Raw genomic sequence first — 21577 nt, 5'->3', positions numbered from 1 at the left:
ATTTAAGTGAACAAGGTGATAAGTTAATCCATATGCCCAAACAATCCCGATTCCTCTGCATAGGTGGTTTTCTTAATGGTTCTGCTGTTAAAGACCAAGGTGACAGTTTTGTATGTGTCGAAAATGGCAAACAAGTCACTTATCGAAAAATGGAAATTTTCCATCAAGACTCATGGGATCATGACTACTATGTTTGTGAAACAACGACAGACAAACAAGCTCGAGATTGGGTCTATGACATTAAGCCCGATTAATGAACCTTGTTGGTATATGTTAAATACATATAGATGTAGCTTAGTATCTTGAAGACATGGACGTTAAAAAAGCCCCTTGATGGGGCTTTTTAATACTGAATTATCTTACCAATAACCCAACATCTTCCACCAAATTCCACCTAAGACTATAAAAATAACCATATTAATAATGCTCATGGCAAAACCTGCTTTCCACCATTCACCAAGCGTTGTATAACCTGAACCATAAATAATAGGGGATGTGCCCGTCGCATAATGAGTCAGTGTCATCATAATGCTTGATGCTGCTGCCATTATCAGTGCAAAGAACATTGGAGGAGCACCTAATGCGATACCTGCAATGTAGAATGCTGAAAACATAGCGGTAATATGTGCAGTAGTACTGGCAAAAATGTAATGGGCGTACATATAAGCAAATAGTAAAAGCATGGAAGCAGGAACCCACGTTAAGCCAAGTTGTCCAATGCTCGTTTGTAAAACACCTGAAAACCAAGCGATTAAGCCGAGCTTATTTAAAAAGGTTGCCATCATCACCAATGCAGCAAACCAAGTTACAGTGTCCCATGCACTTTTTTGAGTTAAGACATCATCCCACGTTAAAACGCCAGTCAGTAATAAAAGAGATAAACCAATAAATGCAGTTGTAGTTGGATCTAATGTCCACATATCCCCCAACAGCATTGCAGGAATACCCGCCCAAAGTAACAGTAAAATTCCAAACACAGCCAGCATAATCATTTCTTGTAAGGTAATGGGTCCCATTTCCTTTAAACGCTCTTTGGCAAACTGAGCAGCATTCGGTGTTTTCTTAATTTCAGGTGGGTACATAAAGTAAAGTGCAATTGGCATTAACGCCAAAGCCACAATACCGGGTAATACCATCGCCAAAGCCCATGTGGTCCAACTCAGATGAATCTGACTATTGGTGGCTTTTGCGACCAGTTCAACTACTAAAGGATTTGGTGCGGTAGCGGTAATAAACATGGCAGAGGTAATGGGGTTAGAGTGGTAATTCACCAAAGCCAAATATTTACCAATTTTTCCTTCTGTGCCTTTTTCAGGATCGGAGTCAAAACTCGTTGCAATAGAGCGCACAATCGGATGGATAATTCCACCACCACGTGCTGTGTTACTTGGGGTAACGGGTGCAAGAATCAGTTCAGATAATGCGAGACTGTAGCCGATACCAATGGTTCTTTTGCCCCAAACTGCGATAAATAAATAGCCTAAGCGTGCACCTAATCCAGTCTTCTGTAAGCCTTTGGAAATCATGATAGATATACCTATCAACCAGATCAGGGGATTAGCAAAACCACTTAACGCATCTTTAATTGCATCACTTGGGTTATCGGCAGTAACACGAGTAATTGCGACAAGTGCAATGGCAATAATCGAAATTGCGCCAATCGTCATTGCTTTACCAATAATGGCAGATATCACCCCGATAAACATGGCAAACAGAAGCCAAGCATTTGCAGAAACATCTTGTGGGACTGGGATAAAGAACCAAATAATAAGGGTAAGCGATACTGAAATTATAGTTGGTATGAGTTTGAACCCCATTGAAGCGTACTCCAAAAATATAGTTATTATGTGATTTAATAATGAACAGTGATTATGTCGAAGTCTAGTGTGCTTAACATATTCTCAATAAAACAAAGATTTTAATCTAATTTAGTAAATGGTCGACTTAAATAACAATATAACACTGATCGGCATATTCATTCTTATGAGTGGTTATATACAGAGATTATGAATTTATGATTTCAATCAGACAATAAAAAGCCCCGCTTACGCAGGGCTAGTCGTATAGACATCGCTATACTCATATAAGGCTCATCTCATACTGCGCGTATTAAAACATAGATTTGTATAAATTGCAGTAAAAGAGTTTTTGATTATTCAATTAACATTAAATCTGATGTGGTTGCAGACTTGAGTGGGCGTAAGGCAAAAGTAGATCGTGTATGTCGAATCCCTTTAATAGAATATAACTTTTTTCTTAGAAAGCGTTCATAGTGCTCAGAGTTTTTCACTGCCACTTTAACCAAATAATCGTAGTCTCCAGTCACCAAATGCGCCTCAATCACTTCAGGGATGTCTGCCAAGGTTTGACTAAACTGCTCTAGAATTTCATCATCATGCCGTTCTAGAGTAATTTCAATGAAGAACAATTCATTAATACCAATCGCTTTAGGATTGATGTTGGCGGTATAGCCATCAATGATTTTTAAAGTTTCCAAGCGTTTCAGTCGTGTCCAACAGGGTGAGGATGAAAGTCCGACTTCTTCTGCCAATTGCGCAACGGTCAATCTGCCATTTTGACGTAGAGCAGATAAAATCTTTCGATCAATTTTATCGAGTATATATTCTGTGCTGTTCAAAATTCATTCCATGGAAGAATCTTCTTTAAAATGTAAATATACTTCATTCCTATGCTGATTTTATGAAAATAAAGCTCAAATACAGGAAACAATTGTTCAAGCTAATGATTACACTAAATATATAAGTTATCACCGAATGGGTTAAAGGTGATGATTGAGCCAATAGCATCTTTTGGGAAGGGTGACTTAAAGATGCTATTGGTTCGTTTTATGGTTTGGTTTTGCATGAGCTTGCATAATAATCAGAGAAATTGATCTAAAACCGATAAATGATTGATAAAAAGACTTAAATTTTTTAAGGGTTATTTTGTGTAAATATTAGGGATTGCTATTCATTAAATTAAAGTTGCATTTCACTTATATCTTATTGATTTTACTCAATACGTAAATCTGTAATATATTGATTTAAAAGATGAATAATCATCTTATTTAAAGATATTGTGTGCTGATTTACCTAATTTAGGGGATGTCAGCAATCAAAAAGTAGTATTACAATCATGTGGTCTATTCAACTCGGACGGAGTTATGAATATTTCAGAAGCTATTGTAGATTATAAGAAGTTAGCCCCTGAACATCAGAATCAATATTTAGAACAACTTTTAGATTTTGATCGCATCATTTTTCCTGAAACATGTAAGCAAGAACTCTTTGATTTTATGCATGATCCTGATGCGATATCAGTACAAGTTGTAGAATATTTCGATGGTGTAAAATTAATAGGGTATAACAGTATTTTAATTTTAAAATTAAATATTCGGGAAAAGAATATTTTTGTGGTGAACTCTCGCGGGTCATTCTTACCGAATTATCAACGAGGCAATAAAACTGTGAACTCAGTGATTAAAGTCGCTGTACAGCACAGTATTAAACATCCGCTGATTCCATTATGGTTTGTGATGACTATGATGCAGCCAAAAGCTTATGCCTTGCTTGCATCGTGTGCACATAATTTTTATCCAAGAACCGATGTCGAGACACCACAGGATTATCTGGACGTACTTAAATTGGTTGCCGTACGTAAACCAGATGTACAAAAACGTCGTGAAGATATTTATGTACATCCAAGAGTGATCCCTGAAACTACTCTAGATGAGTCAATTCATATGCATGATCAGGCGAATCAGCATATTGATTTCTTTATGCAGCACACACCAGATTTTTTTGATGGGATGGGGATGATGTGTGTCAGTAAATTGAATACTAAAATGTTAACCGAAGCCGCAATTTTAAATGCGATAGAACGCGCAGCGAGTTAATAGATGTGAGCATATTCTAGTTATGCTCACATCTGTTTTTTACCTGCGAATCATGCTGAAACTTGCATACTCACTGATTTGTTCAGCCGTAAGGCTATCCAGTACATCTAAAAATGCAACATTAAAAGCACCTACTGTTTTTGCAGTTTGATATGCCAATTGACCTGCAATGGCAAAATGCACATGTGCCGCCAATGTCGCAAGCGTGGTGGACGTAACTGCGCAATATGCAGCAATTAATGCCCCTAAGGCACAGCCAGTTGCCGTGACGCGTGGTTGTAAATGCGAACCACCATTCACCTGAATCACACAATCAAGTTCTTTAGACAGAATAAAATCTGACTCGCCCGAAATCGCAATACATTCGGCATGTTCGAGCAGGGACCATGCTTGAATATAGACTTCAGTACTATCTAGCGTACTATCGACCCCTTTGCTTTCCACTTGGTTGCCTGCTAAAGCACTCATTTCTGAAGCATTACCGCGAATGACCGTTGGACGGTACTGAAGGAGTTCATCGGTCATTTCACTACGCCAAGATAAAATCGCCCCATAACCGACTGGATCAAGTACCCAAGGTACTGAAGCTTGCTGTGCGGTCAAGGCAGAAATTTGCATGGCTTGCATCTGCTCAGTGGTTGGTGTACCCAAGTTAATGCTAAGTGCACTGCTAATGCGAGTAAAGCTTTCTGCTTCAAATGGGTTGTCGATCATGGCAGGTGAAGCACCAGATGCTAGCAAGACATTCGCAACATAATTGGCTGCCACGCTATTAGTGATACATTGCACCAGTGGCTGCGTCGCACGCAGTTGCGTATGGGCTTCAATGATTTTCTGAAGTAAAGGGTCGGTTTGATCCACTGAGTCATCCTGAAGGTCAAATGTGGAAGAGTTGGATTGTGTAGACATAATGTTCACCATTCACCGTGTGAAATAGTGGTCTTGATGCTTACATTTGCGACAGAATAGAGAAACGTATTCTTCAGCATCATAATCGACGGCCAAGTCGTTAGAACCACAATACATACAGCGTTTGACGGAATAGAAATTTAAACGCGGTTCAATTTTTTTCCATGAACGCCAAACAGGTTGGAAGAAGATACGCTCATCATAGCCCAGAAACTTGAAAAACAAGATCTCACTCATTTTACTCAGTGGCATGCCAGGTAAACGAGGAAGGGTAGAGGTTTCCCATTTTTCTGCCAGTGCGCGTTCACGGTACTGTTGCAGTGTTTTCTTGAGTAGATTGGTGTTAATAAAGTTTTCATTGCGCGGTTTTAGCGCTTTTTGTTCATACAGATATTCTAAAGCCGTTTGGATGAGGTAATAAATTTGACCCACGGCCAATGTGTCCATCAGGCGATAGCAAAAGGTCTGAAAGCTTTGATTGCCAGCAATTTGAATGCCCCAAGATTTGCAATAGAACTGCATGAATTGCACGATTTCTTGATAGAGCACCAAATACAAAGTATTTTTCACTTCTTCTGCGTCTTTAAATGGAACGCCTAAGCGTAGATTTTCAAAAAACCAATGTCTCAATTGTTGGGTAATACTAAACAAGCTCGGCTCTGAATAACCCTCTAAACGCACATTGACATAGTATTCATGTGCTTCTTCGGCAAAGTCTTTGGCAATGAGTATTTGGTCTTTTAGCAATTGCTTGAGCAAGGTGCTTTGAAAAAAATAATTGGGTGTAATCGGATGAAACTTAATGGCTTCCCAATGGATAAATTCATCGTGTACCGAATATTCCTGAACTTGATTGTCCAGCATGCTGAGTAAAAACAGTTTGTGTAAAAAGCTGAGTTGACTCAATTCAAGTTCAACCACTTCCTTATTTTTAGTTTTAAACTTGCGTTGCTCTTGCAGGCGTGTTTCTTGTAAAAGCTTTTTACGTTTGGCAGCACAACGCTCGCAATGACAGGTGTGTTTATCATCTTGAAAGACACGGTGCGCACAATGACTGCATTCATGAAATTGGACATCTTGGTCATATTGTTCTGCTTCAACCCAATACATTGCTGCCTGACATAGTGGACAGGTTGTGCTTTCATCTAGTTGTTTTTGCAGAATTTGAAGCAGCATAGTGGTGGTCGTCAATCCGAAAACAGAGTTATCGTTGTGATTATACACCCTTTAGATTCTGCACCGTGCCCAACTGTTGTGCAATTCTGCAAAGCTTTGTAGGTTTTTAAAATGGATGAAATAAAAAGAGCTACTTAACAGTAGCTCGATGTGGAAAGGTTCAAGTATCGCTTAGTATGCTGCTGGGCAAGGCAGGCTTTCATCTTCTTCACCAAGTTGTTTGGCCGTCAACAAGGCTTTGACTTTTTTGGATGGGAGTTTTTTGCTTCCTAAAGCATCATATTGATTTAAAATGGTACTTACTTCATGTGCTTGCACTTTTATACCTTCACAGCACATGAATGCAGCAATGACCTTGTGATCAATACCTGCCTGATCTAAGGTTTGCATGATTTTAATATTCGCAGCGCGGACCAGTTGTTCTTTGATGTTTATCTTACACCTCATTGTTATTTTGCTGATTGCACATATATCTATAAGCAAAAAGCATGCACAAATTCTAATCAATTTGTTAATTTGGTCGTAAATTGAGATTAAGTTAAAGATGAAAAAATGAAATATAAGTCTATTTAAGTGGCATGCGTCAAATACATTCGATGTTCTTTGGTATCAGGATCTGATTGAGCTTTTGTTTTTCTGCATTGGAAAGATAATCTTGATAGGCAGTGATTCGACCTGATGTTTTGGCGGTATAAGTCACACCGTAAATACGTGCACCTTGCAAGATGACTTCGTATTGTCCTGTTAGTTGTTTGCCATTGCGTTCATTAAAAAATAGATGTTGCTCAAAGGGACGACCTTCTGCCATTTCTACATATTCAGTTTTAACATGATGTAAACGGACGGGTTTTAAATAGGGATAGTACATCAATTGGATGATTCGAGAATCTCGCGTAGGGGCGACTAAAACAAAATTATGCTGAGTCTCAGACTTTAGACACTCCCAAGACTGAAGAGTTGGCGCGGCAATTGCAACCGATGCGAAACTTGAGAGTACGATAGCGCAAATCAGGTGTTGTATTTTCATCTTTAGCCAACATACTTATAGAGGAGGAATAAAAGCGTATAAATAAAATACATCCCCTAAAAATTATGCGCAAATATGATTGAAATGCAGAAAATAAACACCCATATTGAAATATAAATAAAAGCAAAGAAGCTGATTGCTGCCGATGTAAGCACGTTCTGGCAGTTGAAGTATTCATGCTGAAATGACAAATAGGAAATGATATGAACATTGCGGCAAATCCAGTGGTTGAAGCAGACCAGACAGTGTATTTAAAAGACTATCAAAAGCCCGTCTTTCTTGTAGATTCAATTAATTTGGATATTCAGGTGTATGCAGATCACACCAATGTGGTTGCCAATTTGGTCATGCAACGTCAGACTGAAGGTGAGTTAGTATTATTGGGTCGTGATCTTGAACTCAAATCTGTTCGTATGAATGGTCAATTGCTTGCTGAAACTGACTATACATTAGATGCAGAGCAATTAGTGATCCATAATGCACCAAATGAAGTCATTCTTGAGACTTCAGTGGTGATTCATCCAGAATCTAACACCATGCTGGAAGGTTTGTATCAAGCTGGGGATTTGTTCGTGACCCAAAATGAACCTGAAGGTTTCCGTAAAATTACCTTCTATCCAGACCGTCCTGATGTTTTGGCTGTGTTTACCACACGTGTCGAAGCTGATAAAAAATACCCTGTGCTGTTAGCCAATGGGAACTTGTTAGAAACTGGTGAAGTCGGTGCTGATCGTCACTTTGCGATTTGGCAAGACCCAACCAAAAAGCCAAGTTATTTATTTGCTTGTGTGATTGGTGATTTGGCTGTACTGAAAGACCGTTACACCACTTCAGAAGGTCGTGACGTTGCCTTAGAAATTTATGCAATCGAAAAAGATATTCCGAAATGCCATATCGCGATGGAAGCTTTAAAGCATTCGATGCGTTGGGATGAAGAGCATTATGGTCGTCCATACGATCTGGATAACTACATGATTGTGGCAGTCAGCCAGTTCAACATGGGTGCGATGGAAAATAAAGGCTTAAATATCTTTAATACGTCTTGTGTACTTGCAGATGAAGAATACACCACGGATGCCGCGATTATGCGTGTACAGTCGGTGATTGCACATGAGTATTTCCATAACTGGACGGGCAACCGTATTACTTGCCGTGACTGGTTCCAATTGTGCTTGAAGGAAGGTTTAACGGTATTCCGCGATCAATCCTTCTCTGAAGATTTACAGTCTGCCGCAGTACAGCGTATTGATGATGTTGCAGTATTAAAAGCACATCAATTTCCAGAAGATTCAGGCCCGTTGTCCCATCCGCCACGTCCTGATCATTTTGTCGAGATCAATAACTTTTACACAGCTACGGTGTATGAGAAAGGTGCGGAAATTAACCGCATGATGTCGACGCTATTGGGTAAAGAAAAATTCCGTAAAGGGACTGATGAATACTTCCGTCGTCATGATGGGCAAGCAGTCACTGTAGAAGATTGGGTTGCGGCATTGACTGCAGGCTCAGGCGTAGATTTGTCTAACTTCCTGAAGTGGTATAACCAACCAGGTACGCCAAAACTTGAAGCAACGGGTGAGTATGATGCTGCCGCACAGACTTATCGTTTGAGTTTCAAGCAAAGCCTGAAAGCGCATGCAAAATATCCAAACTTAAAGGCTGTACCAATTCCGGTGGCTTTGGCTTTGTTTAATGCAGAGACAGGCGAGCAATATACTTTGCAATCGGAAGCACTGTTTGAAAATGGTGTGAAAGATGGCGTGTATCTGTTTGACCAAGATCAAGCCAGTATCGTATTTACGGGTGTGACGGCTAAACCTGTGGTGTCATTGCTGCGTAATTTCTCGGCACCAGTAAACTTGGACTTTAATTATTCTGATGAAGAATTGGCTTTCTTAATTCAGTATGAAACCAATGGTTTCAACCAATGGCAGGCGACACAAACCTTATTAGAGCGTGTGTTGCTGAATGATCATGATGCTGCCATTTATGTCCAAGCCATCAAAAATACCTTGCCAGCTTTAGTGGAAAAAGATCCATTACTGGCATCACGTCTATTTGATGTACCAAGCGAAGGGTATTTGGGTAGCCGCATTGATGAAAACTATAATCCGGTAGTGATTCAAGAAAAGCGCAATGCCTTACTGAATACTTTGGCGCAAGCTTTGGGTTCGTTCTGTAAAGAGACTTACTTGGCATTAGATCCTGATTTGCAGAAAGAGTTTTCTCAAGCGATGGGTGTGCGTGCTCTAAAAAATATCATGCTGATGATGTTGGCACGTCAAAAAGATGCGGATGCGTATAGTTTGGCACATGCGCAATATATGACAACGGGTAATATGTCAGAGCGTTTAGGTGCTTTACGTGTATTGGTATGGAATGATGCACCACAGGCACAAGATGCTTTAGACGATTTTTATGATCGCTTTAAAGAAGAAGCGCTTTCTCTGGATCAGTGGTTTATGGTGCAAGCATCACATCCAAATGCGACGGCAGCCAGTATTCAAACTTTACTTAATCATCCTGACTATGATTTGGGGACGCCAAACCGTATTCGTGCCGTGAGTGGTGGCTTAAATAGCAACCCTGTGAATACGTGGAGTTTTGGGGTACAGCATTTTGTCGAGTTGGCGAAGTATTTAGACGAGAAAAATCCGATTTTGGGTTCACGTTTATTACAGGTATTGTCACGCTGGTATACCTTGGCAGAACCACAGCGCTCCAATGTTTTGGCATCTTTAGAAGCATTGAAACCACAAGTGAAATCTAAAAATGTGGTAGAAACTTTAAATAGTATGCTGAGTATTTAATTTTTTAATTTTTAATCTAAGTCAGGCTATTTCTCAGTAATGAGGAATAGCCTTTTTATTTGTATGTACAAAAATAATGAATGGAGAAGAGTAGAACTTGGGTTTTCTTGTTTGGATAGTTGAATTTGTAAGGCAATAAAAATCCCTCATACGTGAGGGATTTTATAATTTAGACTTTTACAATTAAGACAGGGATAGGGGATTGGGTCAGCACAGCTTGTGCAACACTCCCGAGCATCATCTTTTTAAAACCTGTACGACCGTGTGAACCCATGATAATCAGGTCTGCACTGACTTCATCGGCAATTTGAATAATGCCATCTGCTGCTGAAACACCGCGAATGACTTTAGTATCGACCTCAACTTCGTCACGAATAAAAGATTGTTTAATGTCGGCTAAACGCTTTTGTGCATTTTCTTCTGCCTGCATGAAATAATCAGTAATCGCAGGAGCCACTTTATAAAAATCCACACCAACAAAAGGGTCAACAGCGACCACGCACATCACAGTTACGCGGCAATTTAGTAATTTTGCTAAAGAAAGCGCTTGTTCAACAGCAGTATATGAAATTGGGGATTCATCGACAGGTACTAAAATATGTTGATAAGTCATGAATAAACACCTTCGATTATAAATATAAAACTTGGTTCGAAACGAATAAATAAATTATTAGGTCATAGACCTGAAGAAGCACCTACAACATAGCAGGTGCTTAGATTACTTTTTACTCTTTTACAATCAATACAGGTAACTGCGTAGCACGGAGTACATCTTGTGCAAAACTGCCCAGTAGGAATTTTTGGAAACCTTTACGACCATGTGAACCCATCACAATCAGGTCCGATTTTTTCTCTTCTGCAGTTTTCACCACGCCTTCGGCAGAAACTTGACCTTTAATAATTTGAGTAGTTGGTTCTACACCTTCAGCTTGGGCAATCACAAGCGCTTCTTTTAATGCTTTTTCAGCATTAGCATAAGCTTGTACAAAATATTCTTTCATAATTGCAGAAGAGTAATAGAAGTCGACCTCTGTAAACGGATCTTCTGCAACAAGGCTAATGAGTGTTAATTCGCTACCAAAAGCTTTCGCAATAATTGAGGCTTGTTTCACTGCTGAAAATGAAATTGCAGAGCCGTCTACTGGAACTAAAATATGTTGGTAAGACATCGGATTTACTCCTGTTGTTTATCATTATTGCTTCTTATTAATTGATAGCACATTGTCTGGTTTGGATCAATTTATATAATGCAAAAAACAACGTAAATTCATAAAATTAATTGCTATTTTATAGTTTTGTTCAATTGATCATCGAATGAAAAAACCGAGAGAAATCCTTGGAATTTCATAATGTATTTTTTCTCAGATGATCAAAAGTATTTTTTATAAATGATCTCACTCTTATTGGCGTAAGTATCTTAAACTAGACATGATTTATGCGTTTTATTCTTTCCTATAAAACAAAGAATTGATGGAAATTGTGATGATGAAGACAATTGTATGTATGGCTTTGTGTTGTGTCATGCTGTTTTTAGCCGCATGCCAAAATACGTACAAGAGCACAAAAGTGATTGCGAAAAGCTTTAATACAGCAACGCAAGCTCAGCAAAAATTATTAGATCGTCATGCACCTGCCAATATTCTGATTCATTCCAATATCCGCTATATGAATCATCCCAAACTGAGTTTGGATTTGTATCAACCTGAACATATTGCAGAACAGGGTTTACGCCCAACTATTATCTGGATTCATGGGGGTGGATGGGTTTCAGGTTCCAAGGAACATGCGCGAGGCTATTTCAAATTATTGGCGGCGCAAGGGTTGAATGTGGTCTCGGTCGAATATCAATTTGCGCCAGAGGTGATTTACCCGAATCAATTATTGCAAATTAATCAGGCACTCAAGTTTATCAATAAGCATGCTGAGGATTATCAGATAGATGCAAATCAACTCTATATGGCAGGAGATTCAGCAGGAGCTAATTTAGCCAGTCATTATGCTGCTTTGCTTACAAATCCTCAATTTGTACGCGAGTCAGACTTTGTACCTTCTATACAACCGCAACAGTTGAAAGGGTTGATTCTGCATTGTGGTATTTACGATATGGCATCCTTTGTGGCGACAGCACCAGATGAGAAAAAGATCATTGAATGGGGAATTTATAGTCTGGTACAAGCCTATACAGGAGAGCGTAAAAGTGATGTGGCATTTCTAAATGAAATTTCACCGATACAGCATCTGACACCTCAATATCCAGCAGTTTTTATTAGTGGTGGGAATAAGGATTTTTTGACGGATACTCAATCTGTGCCATTCGTCGCTGCGCTGAAGCAACATCAGATTGCTGTGACTGAGGTTTTCTATCCCGATAGTAATGAGCCGTTAATTCATGAATATCAGTTCTTGATGAAATTGAAAGCCAGTCAGCAAACATTTGACCAAACCATTGAGTTTATTCGGCATTACAGCGCATTGACAGATGAATAAATGAAAATTCATATATTTACTGGATGGGTGCTGTTAAGCTTCGCATAGAATTTTTGCAGGATGAAATCAAACATGAATCCACTACTCTTGGCTTATGCAATGCTGGCTTTGGCGATTATTTCTGAAGTGACAGGTTCAGCATTTTTAGTGAAATCGGAAGGTTTTACGAAATTAGGACCAAGCTTATTGGTTGTACTTTTTTATGTGATTTCGTTCTATTTATTGTCACAAGTGATTAAAACCATTCCGTTAGGAATCGCTTATGCGATTTGGGGTGGTGTTGGAATTATTTTAACCGCATTGGTCGGCTTCTTTGTTTTTAAGCAAGTCTTGGATTTACCTGCTTTAATCGGTATTGCCATGATTGTGGGTGGGGTCATTGTGATGAATGTATTTTCTAATTCCATTGGGCATTAAGCCAAAAGACCTCAAATAAAACAAGCATGCAGGTCGCATGCTTGTTTTATGGAATCATCTTTATTTTTTAATGCGCAATTTCATAATGAATGAAACGGCAAAACCAAAGAGTAGTCCCCAGAAGGCAGAACCGATGCCAAAAAACTGCACACCAGAAGCACTGAATAGGAAAGTCATTAATGCTGCTTCACGATCAGAAACCTCATGAAAAGCCAGTGCGATGTTGTGGCTGATGGTGCCGAATAAGGCAATGCCTGCCAAAGCCACAATGAAAATGTGTGGGAATGACATTAAAAGACTGGTCAACGTTGCGGCAAATAAGCCCATCAACACATAGAAGAACCCACAACTAATCCCAGCAATATAACGTTTGCTTGGATCAGGATGAACTTGATTATCTAGGCTGACCGCGGCACTAATCGCAGCAATATTCACGCTATAACAGCCAAATGGCGCGAGAAGCGTTTGAATGAGTCCCGTACCGCCTATCAATTTATTCACATCTGGTTGGTAGCCATAACTTTTAATCATGGCGATACCAGGTAAATACTGTGAAGCCATGTTGATGACAAATAAAGGCAGGGCTAAGCCCAGAATGGCAGACCAAGTAAAATCTGGGGTCATCCACACCGGTTGAGCCATGCTCCAAGTCACGGTAGGCGTATGGAAGTCTAAAAATACAGGGCAAAGTACGACAGCCGCGATTACGGTTAATACAATGCTATAACGTGGCGTTAGCTTTTTGGCAACAATATAGACTGCCAATAGAGACAGAATAAATCCCCAATCTGTTTTAAGACTGGCGAATAGCTCAATCCCAAATTTTAACAGTACGCCTGCGAGCATGGCACTGGTTAAACTTTGTGGGATCAGAGTCAGGACTCTTTCGAAAATTCCAAGATAACCCAATACCGCCGTAATTAAACCACAGACCAAGAATGCGCCAATCGCTTCGTTGAGGCTATAGCCACTGCCTGTGGCAATAATGAGTGCTAAACCTGCGGTTGACCAAGCGGTGGATACTGGGTATTTCAATTTCCATGATAAGAACATGCCCGCCAGACCAATGCCCAGTCCTAATGCCCAAAACCAAGAGGTAATTTGCGCTGTATTTGCACCTAGAATCTGGGCAGCTTGTATCACAAGGACTGCGGAAACACTGATACCAATAAGGAAGGTGATGAAACCTGCGAAGACTGCGGGAATAGAAAAATCTTGAATGAGTTTTTGCATGTATCCGTACTTATTCTATTTGACCAAAGGGTTAAGCTTAGGTTTAGCATCATACGCTTAACCCTTATTAGGGAGAAGTGAATATCTAAAAAATAAATGATATTTCACGTTTTTACAGTTTTCATTGAAATTTATTCAACTACAGCGTAGAAAAAGCCAATTTCATACCAAAAGCCAAAAATGCAAAGCCCACAACCGCGACAGCAACAGCAGTCAGACGGTAGCGTTGGTTAAAATAGGCAGCAAAACGTACCCCAGAGAAAATCAGAACGCTTAAGTACAGCATGCTAATGATCTGTAGAATGACAGACATTAAGGTAAAACTGATGGCTGGATAAGGATAAGCTGGGTCTACAAACTGCACAAAGAAGGAGAGATAAAATAAAATCGCTTTAGGATTCAAAATACTAATGGTTAAAGCGGTACGATAAGGCTGTGCATCTTTATAAGTTAATGTATCACCCGAACTTTCCAGTTCTTGCGCTGTAGTCCCACGCCAAGTCCGAACACTGGCAAGAATCAGTCGGCTACCCAAATAGGATAAATAGACTGCGCCAACTACTTTTAAAATGGTGAACAACCACGGAAAGCTGTGTAATAGCGATGCTGCACCAAAAATGGTACAAAGAATCAGAATTAGATCGCCAGTAAATACGCCTAAAGCCGCGAGATAGCCCACTCGTGTGCCAAAGCGAGAGGCAATGGACATAACATATAATGAGTTTGGACCAGGGAGAATGACGATTAAAATCGTTCCAATAATATAGGTACTGAGATCCGTAATACCAAACACAATATACTCGTTATAAAAAAGCCCATTTTGTTATTGTAACAAAACGGGCTTGAGATTTGCGCAGTAATGGTGCGTAAATTTAGGCTTGAATTTCAGCATCTAAGCCGAAAGATTGGCGTAATAATGTATTGAGTTGTTCACGCGCTTTAATAAAGCCATCAATACCGCCTTGTAACAATTGGAATGCCATCAAGTCATGTTCTAGACGGTCTTTAAATGTCGTTTTATCAATCGCTGTTGCAGGTTCTGAACTGATAGTGACTTGGCTCGGATCAAGCTGAAGCTGTACTTCTCGTGTATCAAGCTCTAATTCAGCCAATAAACTTGGAGATACTGTTAATAAATCACAACCGGCTAAGCCAAGCACTTGATCAATACTACGGAAGCTTGCTCCCATAATTTCAGTCTTAATCTGGTGCTGCTTGTAGTATTGATAAATTTGTTTCACAGAGACCACACCCGGATCTTTATCAATAGGATAGCTTTCTACATTTTCAGCTTTTTTGTACCAGTCCAGAATACGACCCACAAATGGTGAAATTAAGGTGACTTGGGCATCGGCACAAGCTTGCGCTTGATGTAAACCAAACAATAGGGTGAGGTTACAATGGATCCCTTCTGCTTCTAATACTTGAGCGGCTTGGATTCCTTCCCAAGTTGATGCAATCTTAATCAGAATGCGGTTTTGATCAATGCCATAAGCCTTATAAAGTGCTAGGAGTTCTTTGGCTTTTGCAATCGTGGCTGCGGTGTCATAAGACAAAGATGCATCAACTTCAGTCGAGACACGACCTTCAATCAGTTTTAAGATTTCGACCCCGAATTTGACAGTCAGAATATCAATCGTACGTTCAATCAATGCGTCAGCAGTATAGCCTTCCTGTTTTGCTTGTTCATATGCCGCTTCAATCAATTCTTTATTTTCAGGTTGATTGGCAGCAGCCGTGATTAAAGAAGGATTGGTCGTTGCATCCAGCGGACGAAATTTTTCAATTGCAGCTAAATCACTGCTATCCGCAACGATGGTTGTCATCTTTTTTAATTGGTTTAACGCATTTTGTGTCATTGAAATCTATTTCTTAAAAGTTGTACCCGTGATTTAGTTATACCACAATCTTTATCCAGCCCAAGTGCAATCAAGGGTTCGGGGCAATTTAATTCGCATTTTTTTTACTGTTTCGAATATGATCAATCAAAAAATGAGCAGCGGCACCGAGCTGGCTTTCACGACTCCAGACCAAATCGACGTAATATTCAAATTTCGGTGAGAAATCTTGAAAGTTGAGGATTTTTAATTGTTGCTGTAGTGATGGGTTTTCATTCAGCATTTCATAAGGCAGCACGCCCCAACCTAAGTTTTGCAGAATCATGGCACATGCCGAGTGGTGATTATCGGTACGCCAATAACTTTTGGAAAAGAGTAATTCAGGTTTTATGCTGCGATCACGACTCGCAACCACTATTTGGCGACTCTGTAAGACCTGTTCATAGCTGACTTTATCAAACTGGGCGAGCGCATAGTTTTTTGCTGCAACGGCAATCAGTACTTCGCGTTTTAACTCGACAAATTGCTCACCACTTTGTAAATGTTCGCGTTCGAACATCAGCGCTAACTGTGCCGACTGGTCCAGTAGCATTTGCTGTGCATCTTCCTGCGGCGCAGAAAAAATGTTGATTTGTAACTCAGGAAAGCGTTGTTCGAGTAGTAGAATATAATCCGTCCAATCGGTATGCAGTAACTCAGAAACCACCACAATATTTAAACTGGATTCCAGACCTTGTGCTAGGGCGTAGGCATGTTGTTTCCATTGGTTCATTTCAATTAGTAGTTGTTGGGTTTTTTCGTATAAGGTCAGGGCTTGGGCGGTAGGAATGGGTTCACGACCTTGGCGGGTAAATAGGGTTAAGTCCAAATCAATTTCAAGGTTGGCAATAGACATACTAATTGCAGAGGGGACTTTACCTAATTTTCGCGCAGCAGCAGAAAATGATCCTGTTTCCATTACAGTTTGAAAAATAATCAGCTGATCTTGGTTAATATTCATTGGTCTGGTTTTTGCTTTAGTTAATAAAAAAGTTCTAAGTACAACCTTTCAATAAAACTGAAAGAATCTAACTCGATTAATCAGTATTATAAAAATAAAATAGCAGCTATCCAAGACAAAGAGTAGTTTCAAATGTTGATTTCCAAGAGAAGGATTGTTCATGCGTTGAGCTATGAGATCATCCTGTTGGTCATCATTGCGATCGCATTAAGTTTTATTTTTAATATGCCAATGGAAGTCACGGGTAGCCTTGGTATTGCCATGGCTGTTACCTCCGTGATTTGGAATATGGTGTTTAATCACTTTTTTGAAAAGTTCGAACGCCGTCGTAAACTCAAACGTACTGTTCCAGTGCGTATTATGCATGCCATTGGCTTTGAAGGTGGTTTGATGTTGGCCACCATTCCTATGGTTGCCTATGCCATGCAGATGACTATTTGGCAGGCTGTTTTATTAGATTTCAGTTTGACCATGTGTATTTTGGTTTATACCTTTATCTTCCAATGGTGTTATGACCATATTGAAATGCGCCTAGGATATTCTCCAGCGCATCAGTCCTAAATAAAAAAGCCACATAACGTGGCTTTTTTTATGTGCAGGTGTGAATCGTTTTAAAGCAAATTCATCACAAAATAAAAAAATACGATGCGATTTTAATTGTCTGAAGATAAATAAAGTGATTGGAAGCAGTGTCATATAGTTGTAAGTTGAAGGAAACTGCAAAGTTGTATCATTTCAGTTTATTTTTAGACTTTAAGATGATCTGCAATATAATAGTTAAAAGAGAGATGGAAGCTCGGGATTTATCTTAGCTTTAAGTCTATGAATGAAGATGTCCTTATAACAACAAGCCGAGTACGCTGATGGATTGGACTTACTTATTACAGCATTATGGTTACGTTGCCGTCATCATCGGATCATTCTTTGAAGGGGAAACTATCCTGATGCTCGGTGCTTATGCCGTGCATCAACATGTGCTTAATTTCTGGTTGTTAATAGTTTCTGCCATGATTGGAGGTTTTATTGGCGATCAGTTGTATTACCAAATCGGGAAACGATATGGATATGACTTTATTGATCAGCACCCAAAATTAAAACTTAGATTTCAAAAAGCCAGTGTATTAATTGAAAACTATCCAACCTTAAGTATTTTGTTGATGCGTTTTGCTTGGGGACTACGAACAGTGATTCCCATGATTATTGGCATTAAGCAATATCCGACATTGCGTTATATGCTCATCAATCTATTGGCATGTTTTATTTGGGCATTCGTTGTGGTAAGTGTGGGTTTACAAGTCTCACATTGGTTGCATCAATTCTGGCAAGGGTTCATCCATGATAATGAATCCTCCGAACTAATTGTCGGTGCTGTGGTGATTTGTATTTTATCTGGGCGGTTTTTATTACCGATCATTTCTAAATCCAAAATAAAAAAATAAGGCTCTATCTTCTTAAAGACTTTAATTTTCAAGGAGTCGTTCATGAGTATTAAAGTAAAAAAGCACCTCCGGAAAAGTGCTTTTATATCAGGTTCAAGTCAATTATTTTTCAACAATTGCCGTTACGCCTTGTCCACCTGCAGCACAAATCGAGATCAGTACACGACCTGAACCTTTTTGGTTCAGTAGTTTTGCAGCAGTTGCAAGAATACGACCACCAGTTGCAGCAAATGGATGACCCGCAGCCAAAGAAGAACCTTTAACATTCAGTTTGCTACGATCAATAGAACCTAGTGGAGCAGCTAAACCTAAACGTTCTTTACAGAATTGTGGATCTTCCCAAGCTTTTAAGGTTGAAAGCACTTGTGATGCAAAGGCTTCATGGATTTCATAATAGTCAAAATCTTGCAGGGTAATGCCTGCACGTTCAAGCATACGAGGAACTGCATAAGCAGGTGCCATCAACAAACCTTCTTTCGGCCCATTTTTGCCAATGAAGTCTACAGCAGCAGTTTCAGTGAAGCTTAAATATGCCAATACTTCATGACCATTGGCTTTTGCCCATTCTTCAGAGGCAAGTAACACACAAGATGCACCATCAGTTAACGGTGTTGAGTTACCCGCAGTCATGGTGCGTGCATCACCTTTACCAAATACAGGTTTAAGTTTTGCCAGTTTTTCGGCAGTAGAATCTGCACGTAAGTTATTGTCACGGTCTAAACCTAAGAATGGCGTGATCAAGTCATCGAAGAAACCTTCTTCATAAGCTTGTGCCATTTTTTGATGTGAAGAGGCAGCAAGTTCATCCTGTGCTTCACGTGAAATACCCCATTCCAATGCGGTAATCGCCTGATGATCACCCATTGAAAGACCAGTACGTGGTTCACCATTTTTAGGTGCATCCATCAAATCTTTGAGGTTAATTTTGGTTAAGGCTTTTAAGCGGTCTTTACCTGTTTTAGCTATATTGAGCTCAAGGAGGGCTTTACGTAAACCATCACCGAAAGCAATTGGTGCATCTGAAGTGGTGTCTACACCACCCGCAATACCGACTTCAATTTGTCCCAAAGCAATTTTATTCGCCACTTGGAAAGCTGCTTGTAAGCCTGTTCCGCATGCTTGTTGTAAATCGTAGGCAGGAGTTTCAGGTGCTAATGCGGTATCTAACACACATTCACGAGTCATATTGAAGTCACGGCTATGTTTTAACACTGCACCAGCAACAACTTCGCCCAGACGTTGACCTTGTAAATTATAACGTTCTACAAGACCATTTAATGCTGCGGTAAACATATCCATGTTAGATGCAGTGAAGTAAGCACCATTTGAACGAGCGAATGGAATACGATTACCACCAATAATTGCAACGCGGCGAGGAGTGTTTTGACTCATAATTTTTTCCTGTTGGACAGAAGTTTGAGTTGTAGATTCAGTTTTAGTCGTACGAGGTGCTGCTTTTTTGCGAGGCGAAGAAGTTGCACGTGTACGAGTTGTTGTAGTCGTTGGAGTTGCAGACGTAGAAGCTGTGTCCGTTGTTTTGCGTGTACGAGTACGCGCTTTTGATGTATTTGACACAGTTTCAGCCACAGAATGTTCGACTGCTGGATTTTCTTGAGTTGTTTTGCTCATAAGGCTTTTCCAAGCATGTTAGAGTATTCTTGAGGTGTACATTAACACAATACAGCATAGCTCGAATTGACTACAATGACATTGCAGAATACATTCGGGTCAAGTCATCGCTGGATTAACTCAAGTATGATTCAACGGAAACTGATGGGTCTATTGAAATCTATGTCTTTGGCATGATATTGAAGTTAAACAGTAGTTTAAAAGCCATCAAATAAATTTAATTAGTTTTGAGAGATAATAAACATGACTGACCAATACCAAGCATTCGCAAAATCTCCAATTGGTAAATTTGTCATTAAAAATTTAGGTTTACCAGCCCCGACGTTTTTAGATCGTTTTGAGTCTGCAACACCAGTCATTAAGGGTGCTGTTTTAGTGGGTGCAGCACCAAACAGCACCTTGTCTGGGGCTATTTCTCAAGTACTTGCCAATATTCATGCCAACAGCTATGCAGGCAACAATGCAGAATTACAACAAGTTGCTGCGACTAAAGGTTTAAAACTGAGTGCCTTTAATGAGGGTGATCGTGAATCGAAATTTAAGGCGGTGGTGTTTGATGCTTCGGGTATCCAAAACTCTGAACAATTGAAAGAGCTGTATAACTTCTTTAACCCAATTTCACGTCAAATTCTTGCTTCAGGTCGTGTGATTGTCATTGGCACCACACCTGAATCTGCTAAAACCGTGAAACAAGCGATTGCACAACGTGCTTTAGAAGGCTTTGTAAAATCTGTCGGTAAAGAATTCAAAAAGGGGATTGCAGCACAATTGGTGTATGTCGATGAGGGTGCAGAGGCAAACCTAGAATCGACTTTACGTTTCGCATTATCTCCTCGTTCTGCTTATGTTTCAGGTCAAGTCATTCGAGTTTCTCAGGCAGATGTGGTTGATGTGGATTGGGTTAAACCGCTTGCAGGCAAAACTGCAGTCGTGACAGGTGCGAGCCGTGGAATTGGTGAAGCCATTGCACATGTACTCTCACGTGATGGTGCGCATGTCATTTGTTTAGACGTGCCACAGCAACAAGCCGATTTGGACCGTGTTGCGGGGGAAATTGGCGGTTCAACTTTAGCGATTGATATTACGGCTGCAGACGCAGGTGAAAAAATTAAAGCCGCTGCAGCAGCACGAGGTGGTGTCGATATTATTGTGCATAATGCAGGCATTACCCGTGACAAAACTTTGGCGAACATGAAGCCAGAGCTTTGGGACTTGGTCATTAACATTAACTTGTCCGCGATTGAACGTGTCAATGATTATTTGCTAGAACATGATGGTTTGAATGCCAATGGTCGCATTATTTGTGTCTCTTCAATTTCAGGTATTGCGGGTAATTTAGGCCAAACCAACTATGCAGCGTCAAAAGCAGGCGTGATTGGTGTGGTGAAATTTACAGCACCAATCTTAAATAATGGTATAACCATTAATGCCGTTGCTCCAGGTTTCATTGAAACGCAAATGACCGCAGCGATTCCTTTTGCTATTCGTGAAGCAGGTCGCCGTATGAACTCAATGAGCCAAGGTGGTTTACCTGTCGATGTCGCTGAAACGATTGCTTTGTTTGCTTCTGCCGCTTCAACAGGTTTAAACGGTAACGTTGTTCGCGTATGTGGACAAAGTTTATTAGGTGCTTAAATACTCTCTTGTATAAGATATGAAGTGAAATAACCTGTAGGGTGAGCGCTTCACCCTACTGGATACGTTACTCAAGTACAGT

General features: G+C 40.0%; 21 protein-coding genes. 8 read left to right on the top strand and 13 right to left on the bottom strand.

Translation table 11 applies throughout. The features are described 5' to 3' along the window. The first annotated feature begins 32 nt into the window (after positions 1 to 32). Positions 33 to 254, top strand: coding sequence for a hypothetical protein (locus GWK51_RS12580; protein ID WP_161933977.1), 222 nt, complete (start codon positions 33 to 35; stop codon positions 252 to 254). Positions 255 to 359: 105 nt separating this feature from the next. Here GWK51_RS12580 and GWK51_RS12575 read toward each other — a convergent pair whose 3' ends face one another. Together GWK51_RS12575 and GWK51_RS12570 are read right to left on the bottom strand one after the other, a co-directional pair. Further along, a complete protein-coding gene (locus GWK51_RS12575) occupies positions 360 to 1817 on the bottom strand; it encodes a DASS family sodium-coupled anion symporter (RefSeq protein WP_161933976.1) in 1458 nt (485 codons plus the stop codon). Positions 1818 to 2152: 335 nt separating this feature from the next. Beyond that, positions 2153 to 2638 carry an Lrp/AsnC family transcriptional regulator gene (locus GWK51_RS12570; protein ID WP_100241727.1) on the bottom strand — a complete coding sequence of 162 codons (486 nt, stop codon included), beginning with the start codon at positions 2636 to 2638 and terminating at the stop codon, positions 2153 to 2155. Positions 2639 to 3163: 525 nt separating this feature from the next. On the opposite strand from GWK51_RS12570, the gene GWK51_RS12565 reads away from it, so the two are divergent. After that, a complete protein-coding gene (locus GWK51_RS12565; protein WP_161933975.1) occupies positions 3164 to 3895 on the top strand; it encodes a hypothetical protein in 732 nt (243 codons plus the stop codon). A 39-nt stretch (positions 3896 to 3934) separates the two neighbouring features. Here GWK51_RS12565 and thiM read toward each other — a convergent pair whose 3' ends face one another. The 4 genes from thiM to GWK51_RS12545 form a co-directional block, all read right to left on the bottom strand. Continuing rightward, positions 3935 to 4756: a hydroxyethylthiazole kinase gene (gene thiM, locus GWK51_RS12560; protein ID WP_407925988.1), complete on the bottom strand. Its 822-nt coding sequence runs from the start codon at positions 4754 to 4756 to the stop codon at positions 3935 to 3937. Between the two features lie 60 nt (positions 4757 to 4816). Continuing rightward, complete coding sequence (locus GWK51_RS12555) at positions 4817 to 5980, bottom strand: hypothetical protein (RefSeq protein WP_161933973.1); 1164 nt, start codon at positions 5978 to 5980, stop codon at positions 4817 to 4819. 171 nt (positions 5981 to 6151) lie between these two features. Continuing rightward, a complete protein-coding gene (locus tag GWK51_RS12550) occupies positions 6152 to 6427 on the bottom strand; it encodes a hypothetical protein (protein WP_216071768.1) in 276 nt (91 codons plus the stop codon). A gap of 136 nt (positions 6428 to 6563) precedes the next feature. Beyond that, positions 6564 to 7007 (bottom strand): hypothetical protein, encoded by a 444-nt coding sequence (locus tag GWK51_RS12545; protein ID WP_161933972.1) that lies wholly within the window; start codon positions 7005 to 7007, stop codon positions 6564 to 6566. Positions 7008 to 7210: 203 nt separating this feature from the next. On the opposite strand from GWK51_RS12545, the gene pepN reads away from it, so the two are divergent. Beyond that, entirely contained in the window at positions 7211 to 9817 is a 2607-nt protein-coding gene (gene pepN / locus GWK51_RS12540; RefSeq protein ID WP_161933971.1) for an aminopeptidase N, read from the top strand. Between the two features lie 169 nt (positions 9818 to 9986). On the opposite strand, the gene GWK51_RS12535 is transcribed toward pepN, so the two are convergent. Together GWK51_RS12535 and GWK51_RS12530 are read right to left on the bottom strand one after the other, a co-directional pair. Next, the gene (locus GWK51_RS12535; RefSeq protein ID WP_100241720.1) at positions 9987 to 10430 is read right to left on the bottom strand and encodes a universal stress protein; all 444 of its coding nucleotides are present in this window, start codon (positions 10428 to 10430) and stop codon (positions 9987 to 9989) included. A 112-nt stretch (positions 10431 to 10542) separates the two neighbouring features. Continuing rightward, a complete protein-coding gene (locus tag GWK51_RS12530) occupies positions 10543 to 10986 on the bottom strand; it encodes a universal stress protein (RefSeq protein WP_161933970.1) in 444 nt (147 codons plus the stop codon). A gap of 316 nt (positions 10987 to 11302) precedes the next feature. Here GWK51_RS12530 and GWK51_RS12525 point away from each other — a divergent pair, with 316 nt between their 5' ends. Next, the gene (locus tag GWK51_RS12525; RefSeq protein ID WP_161934035.1) at positions 11303 to 12304 is read left to right on the top strand and encodes an alpha/beta hydrolase; all 1002 of its coding nucleotides are present in this window, start codon (positions 11303 to 11305) and stop codon (positions 12302 to 12304) included. A 72-nt stretch (positions 12305 to 12376) separates the two neighbouring features. Next, positions 12377 to 12721 (top strand): DMT family transporter, encoded by a 345-nt coding sequence (locus GWK51_RS12520; RefSeq protein ID WP_142768614.1) that lies wholly within the window; start codon positions 12377 to 12379, stop codon positions 12719 to 12721. A 60-nt stretch (positions 12722 to 12781) separates the two neighbouring features. Here the strand turns inward: GWK51_RS12520 and GWK51_RS12515 are convergent, their stop codons facing one another. The 4 genes from GWK51_RS12515 to aceR all read right to left on the bottom strand — a co-directional run bounded on the left by GWK51_RS12515 (position 12782) and on the right by aceR (position 16792). Beyond that, positions 12782 to 13954 (bottom strand): benzoate/H(+) symporter BenE family transporter, encoded by a 1173-nt coding sequence (locus tag GWK51_RS12515; protein WP_161933969.1) that lies wholly within the window; start codon positions 13952 to 13954, stop codon positions 12782 to 12784. A gap of 139 nt (positions 13955 to 14093) precedes the next feature. Continuing rightward, complete coding sequence (gene leuE, locus GWK51_RS12510; protein WP_161933968.1) at positions 14094 to 14747, bottom strand: leucine efflux protein LeuE; 654 nt, start codon at positions 14745 to 14747, stop codon at positions 14094 to 14096. Positions 14748 to 14826: 79 nt separating this feature from the next. Continuing rightward, the gene (gene tal, locus GWK51_RS12505; protein ID WP_161933967.1) at positions 14827 to 15813 is read right to left on the bottom strand and encodes a transaldolase; all 987 of its coding nucleotides are present in this window, start codon (positions 15811 to 15813) and stop codon (positions 14827 to 14829) included. An 88-nt stretch (positions 15814 to 15901) separates the two neighbouring features. Then, positions 15902 to 16792: an HTH-type transcriptional regulator AceR gene (aceR, locus tag GWK51_RS12500; RefSeq protein ID WP_161933966.1), complete on the bottom strand. Its 891-nt coding sequence runs from the start codon at positions 16790 to 16792 to the stop codon at positions 15902 to 15904. A 132-nt stretch (positions 16793 to 16924) separates the two neighbouring features. Between aceR and aceI the strand changes: the two genes are divergently transcribed. Beyond that, on the top strand, positions 16925 to 17353 hold the full coding sequence (gene aceI / locus GWK51_RS12495) for a chlorhexidine efflux PACE transporter AceI (RefSeq protein WP_100241714.1): 429 nt from the start codon (positions 16925 to 16927) through the stop codon (positions 17351 to 17353). Between the two features lie 302 nt (positions 17354 to 17655). Further along, positions 17656 to 18231, top strand: a complete 576-nt coding sequence (locus GWK51_RS12490) for a DedA family protein (protein WP_235941146.1) — start codon at positions 17656 to 17658, stop codon at positions 18229 to 18231. Between the two features lie 102 nt (positions 18232 to 18333). On the opposite strand, the gene GWK51_RS12485 is transcribed toward GWK51_RS12490, so the two are convergent. Then, positions 18334 to 19860: an acetyl-CoA C-acetyltransferase gene (locus GWK51_RS12485; protein ID WP_161933965.1), complete on the bottom strand. Its 1527-nt coding sequence runs from the start codon at positions 19858 to 19860 to the stop codon at positions 18334 to 18336. Between the two features lie 243 nt (positions 19861 to 20103). Here GWK51_RS12485 and GWK51_RS12480 point away from each other — a divergent pair, with 243 nt between their 5' ends. Then, entirely contained in the window at positions 20104 to 21495 is a 1392-nt protein-coding gene (locus tag GWK51_RS12480; RefSeq protein WP_161933964.1) for a 3-oxoacyl-ACP reductase, read from the top strand. Positions 21496 to 21577 lie beyond the last annotated feature (82 nt).

The sequence above is a fragment of the Acinetobacter kanungonis genome (genome assembly GCF_009939195.1).
GTDB classification, from domain to species: Bacteria; Pseudomonadota; Gammaproteobacteria; order Pseudomonadales; family Moraxellaceae; genus Acinetobacter; species Acinetobacter kanungonis.
Note: the sequence above shows the minus strand (reverse complement) of the source record. Positions and strands in the feature narration are given on the sequence as shown.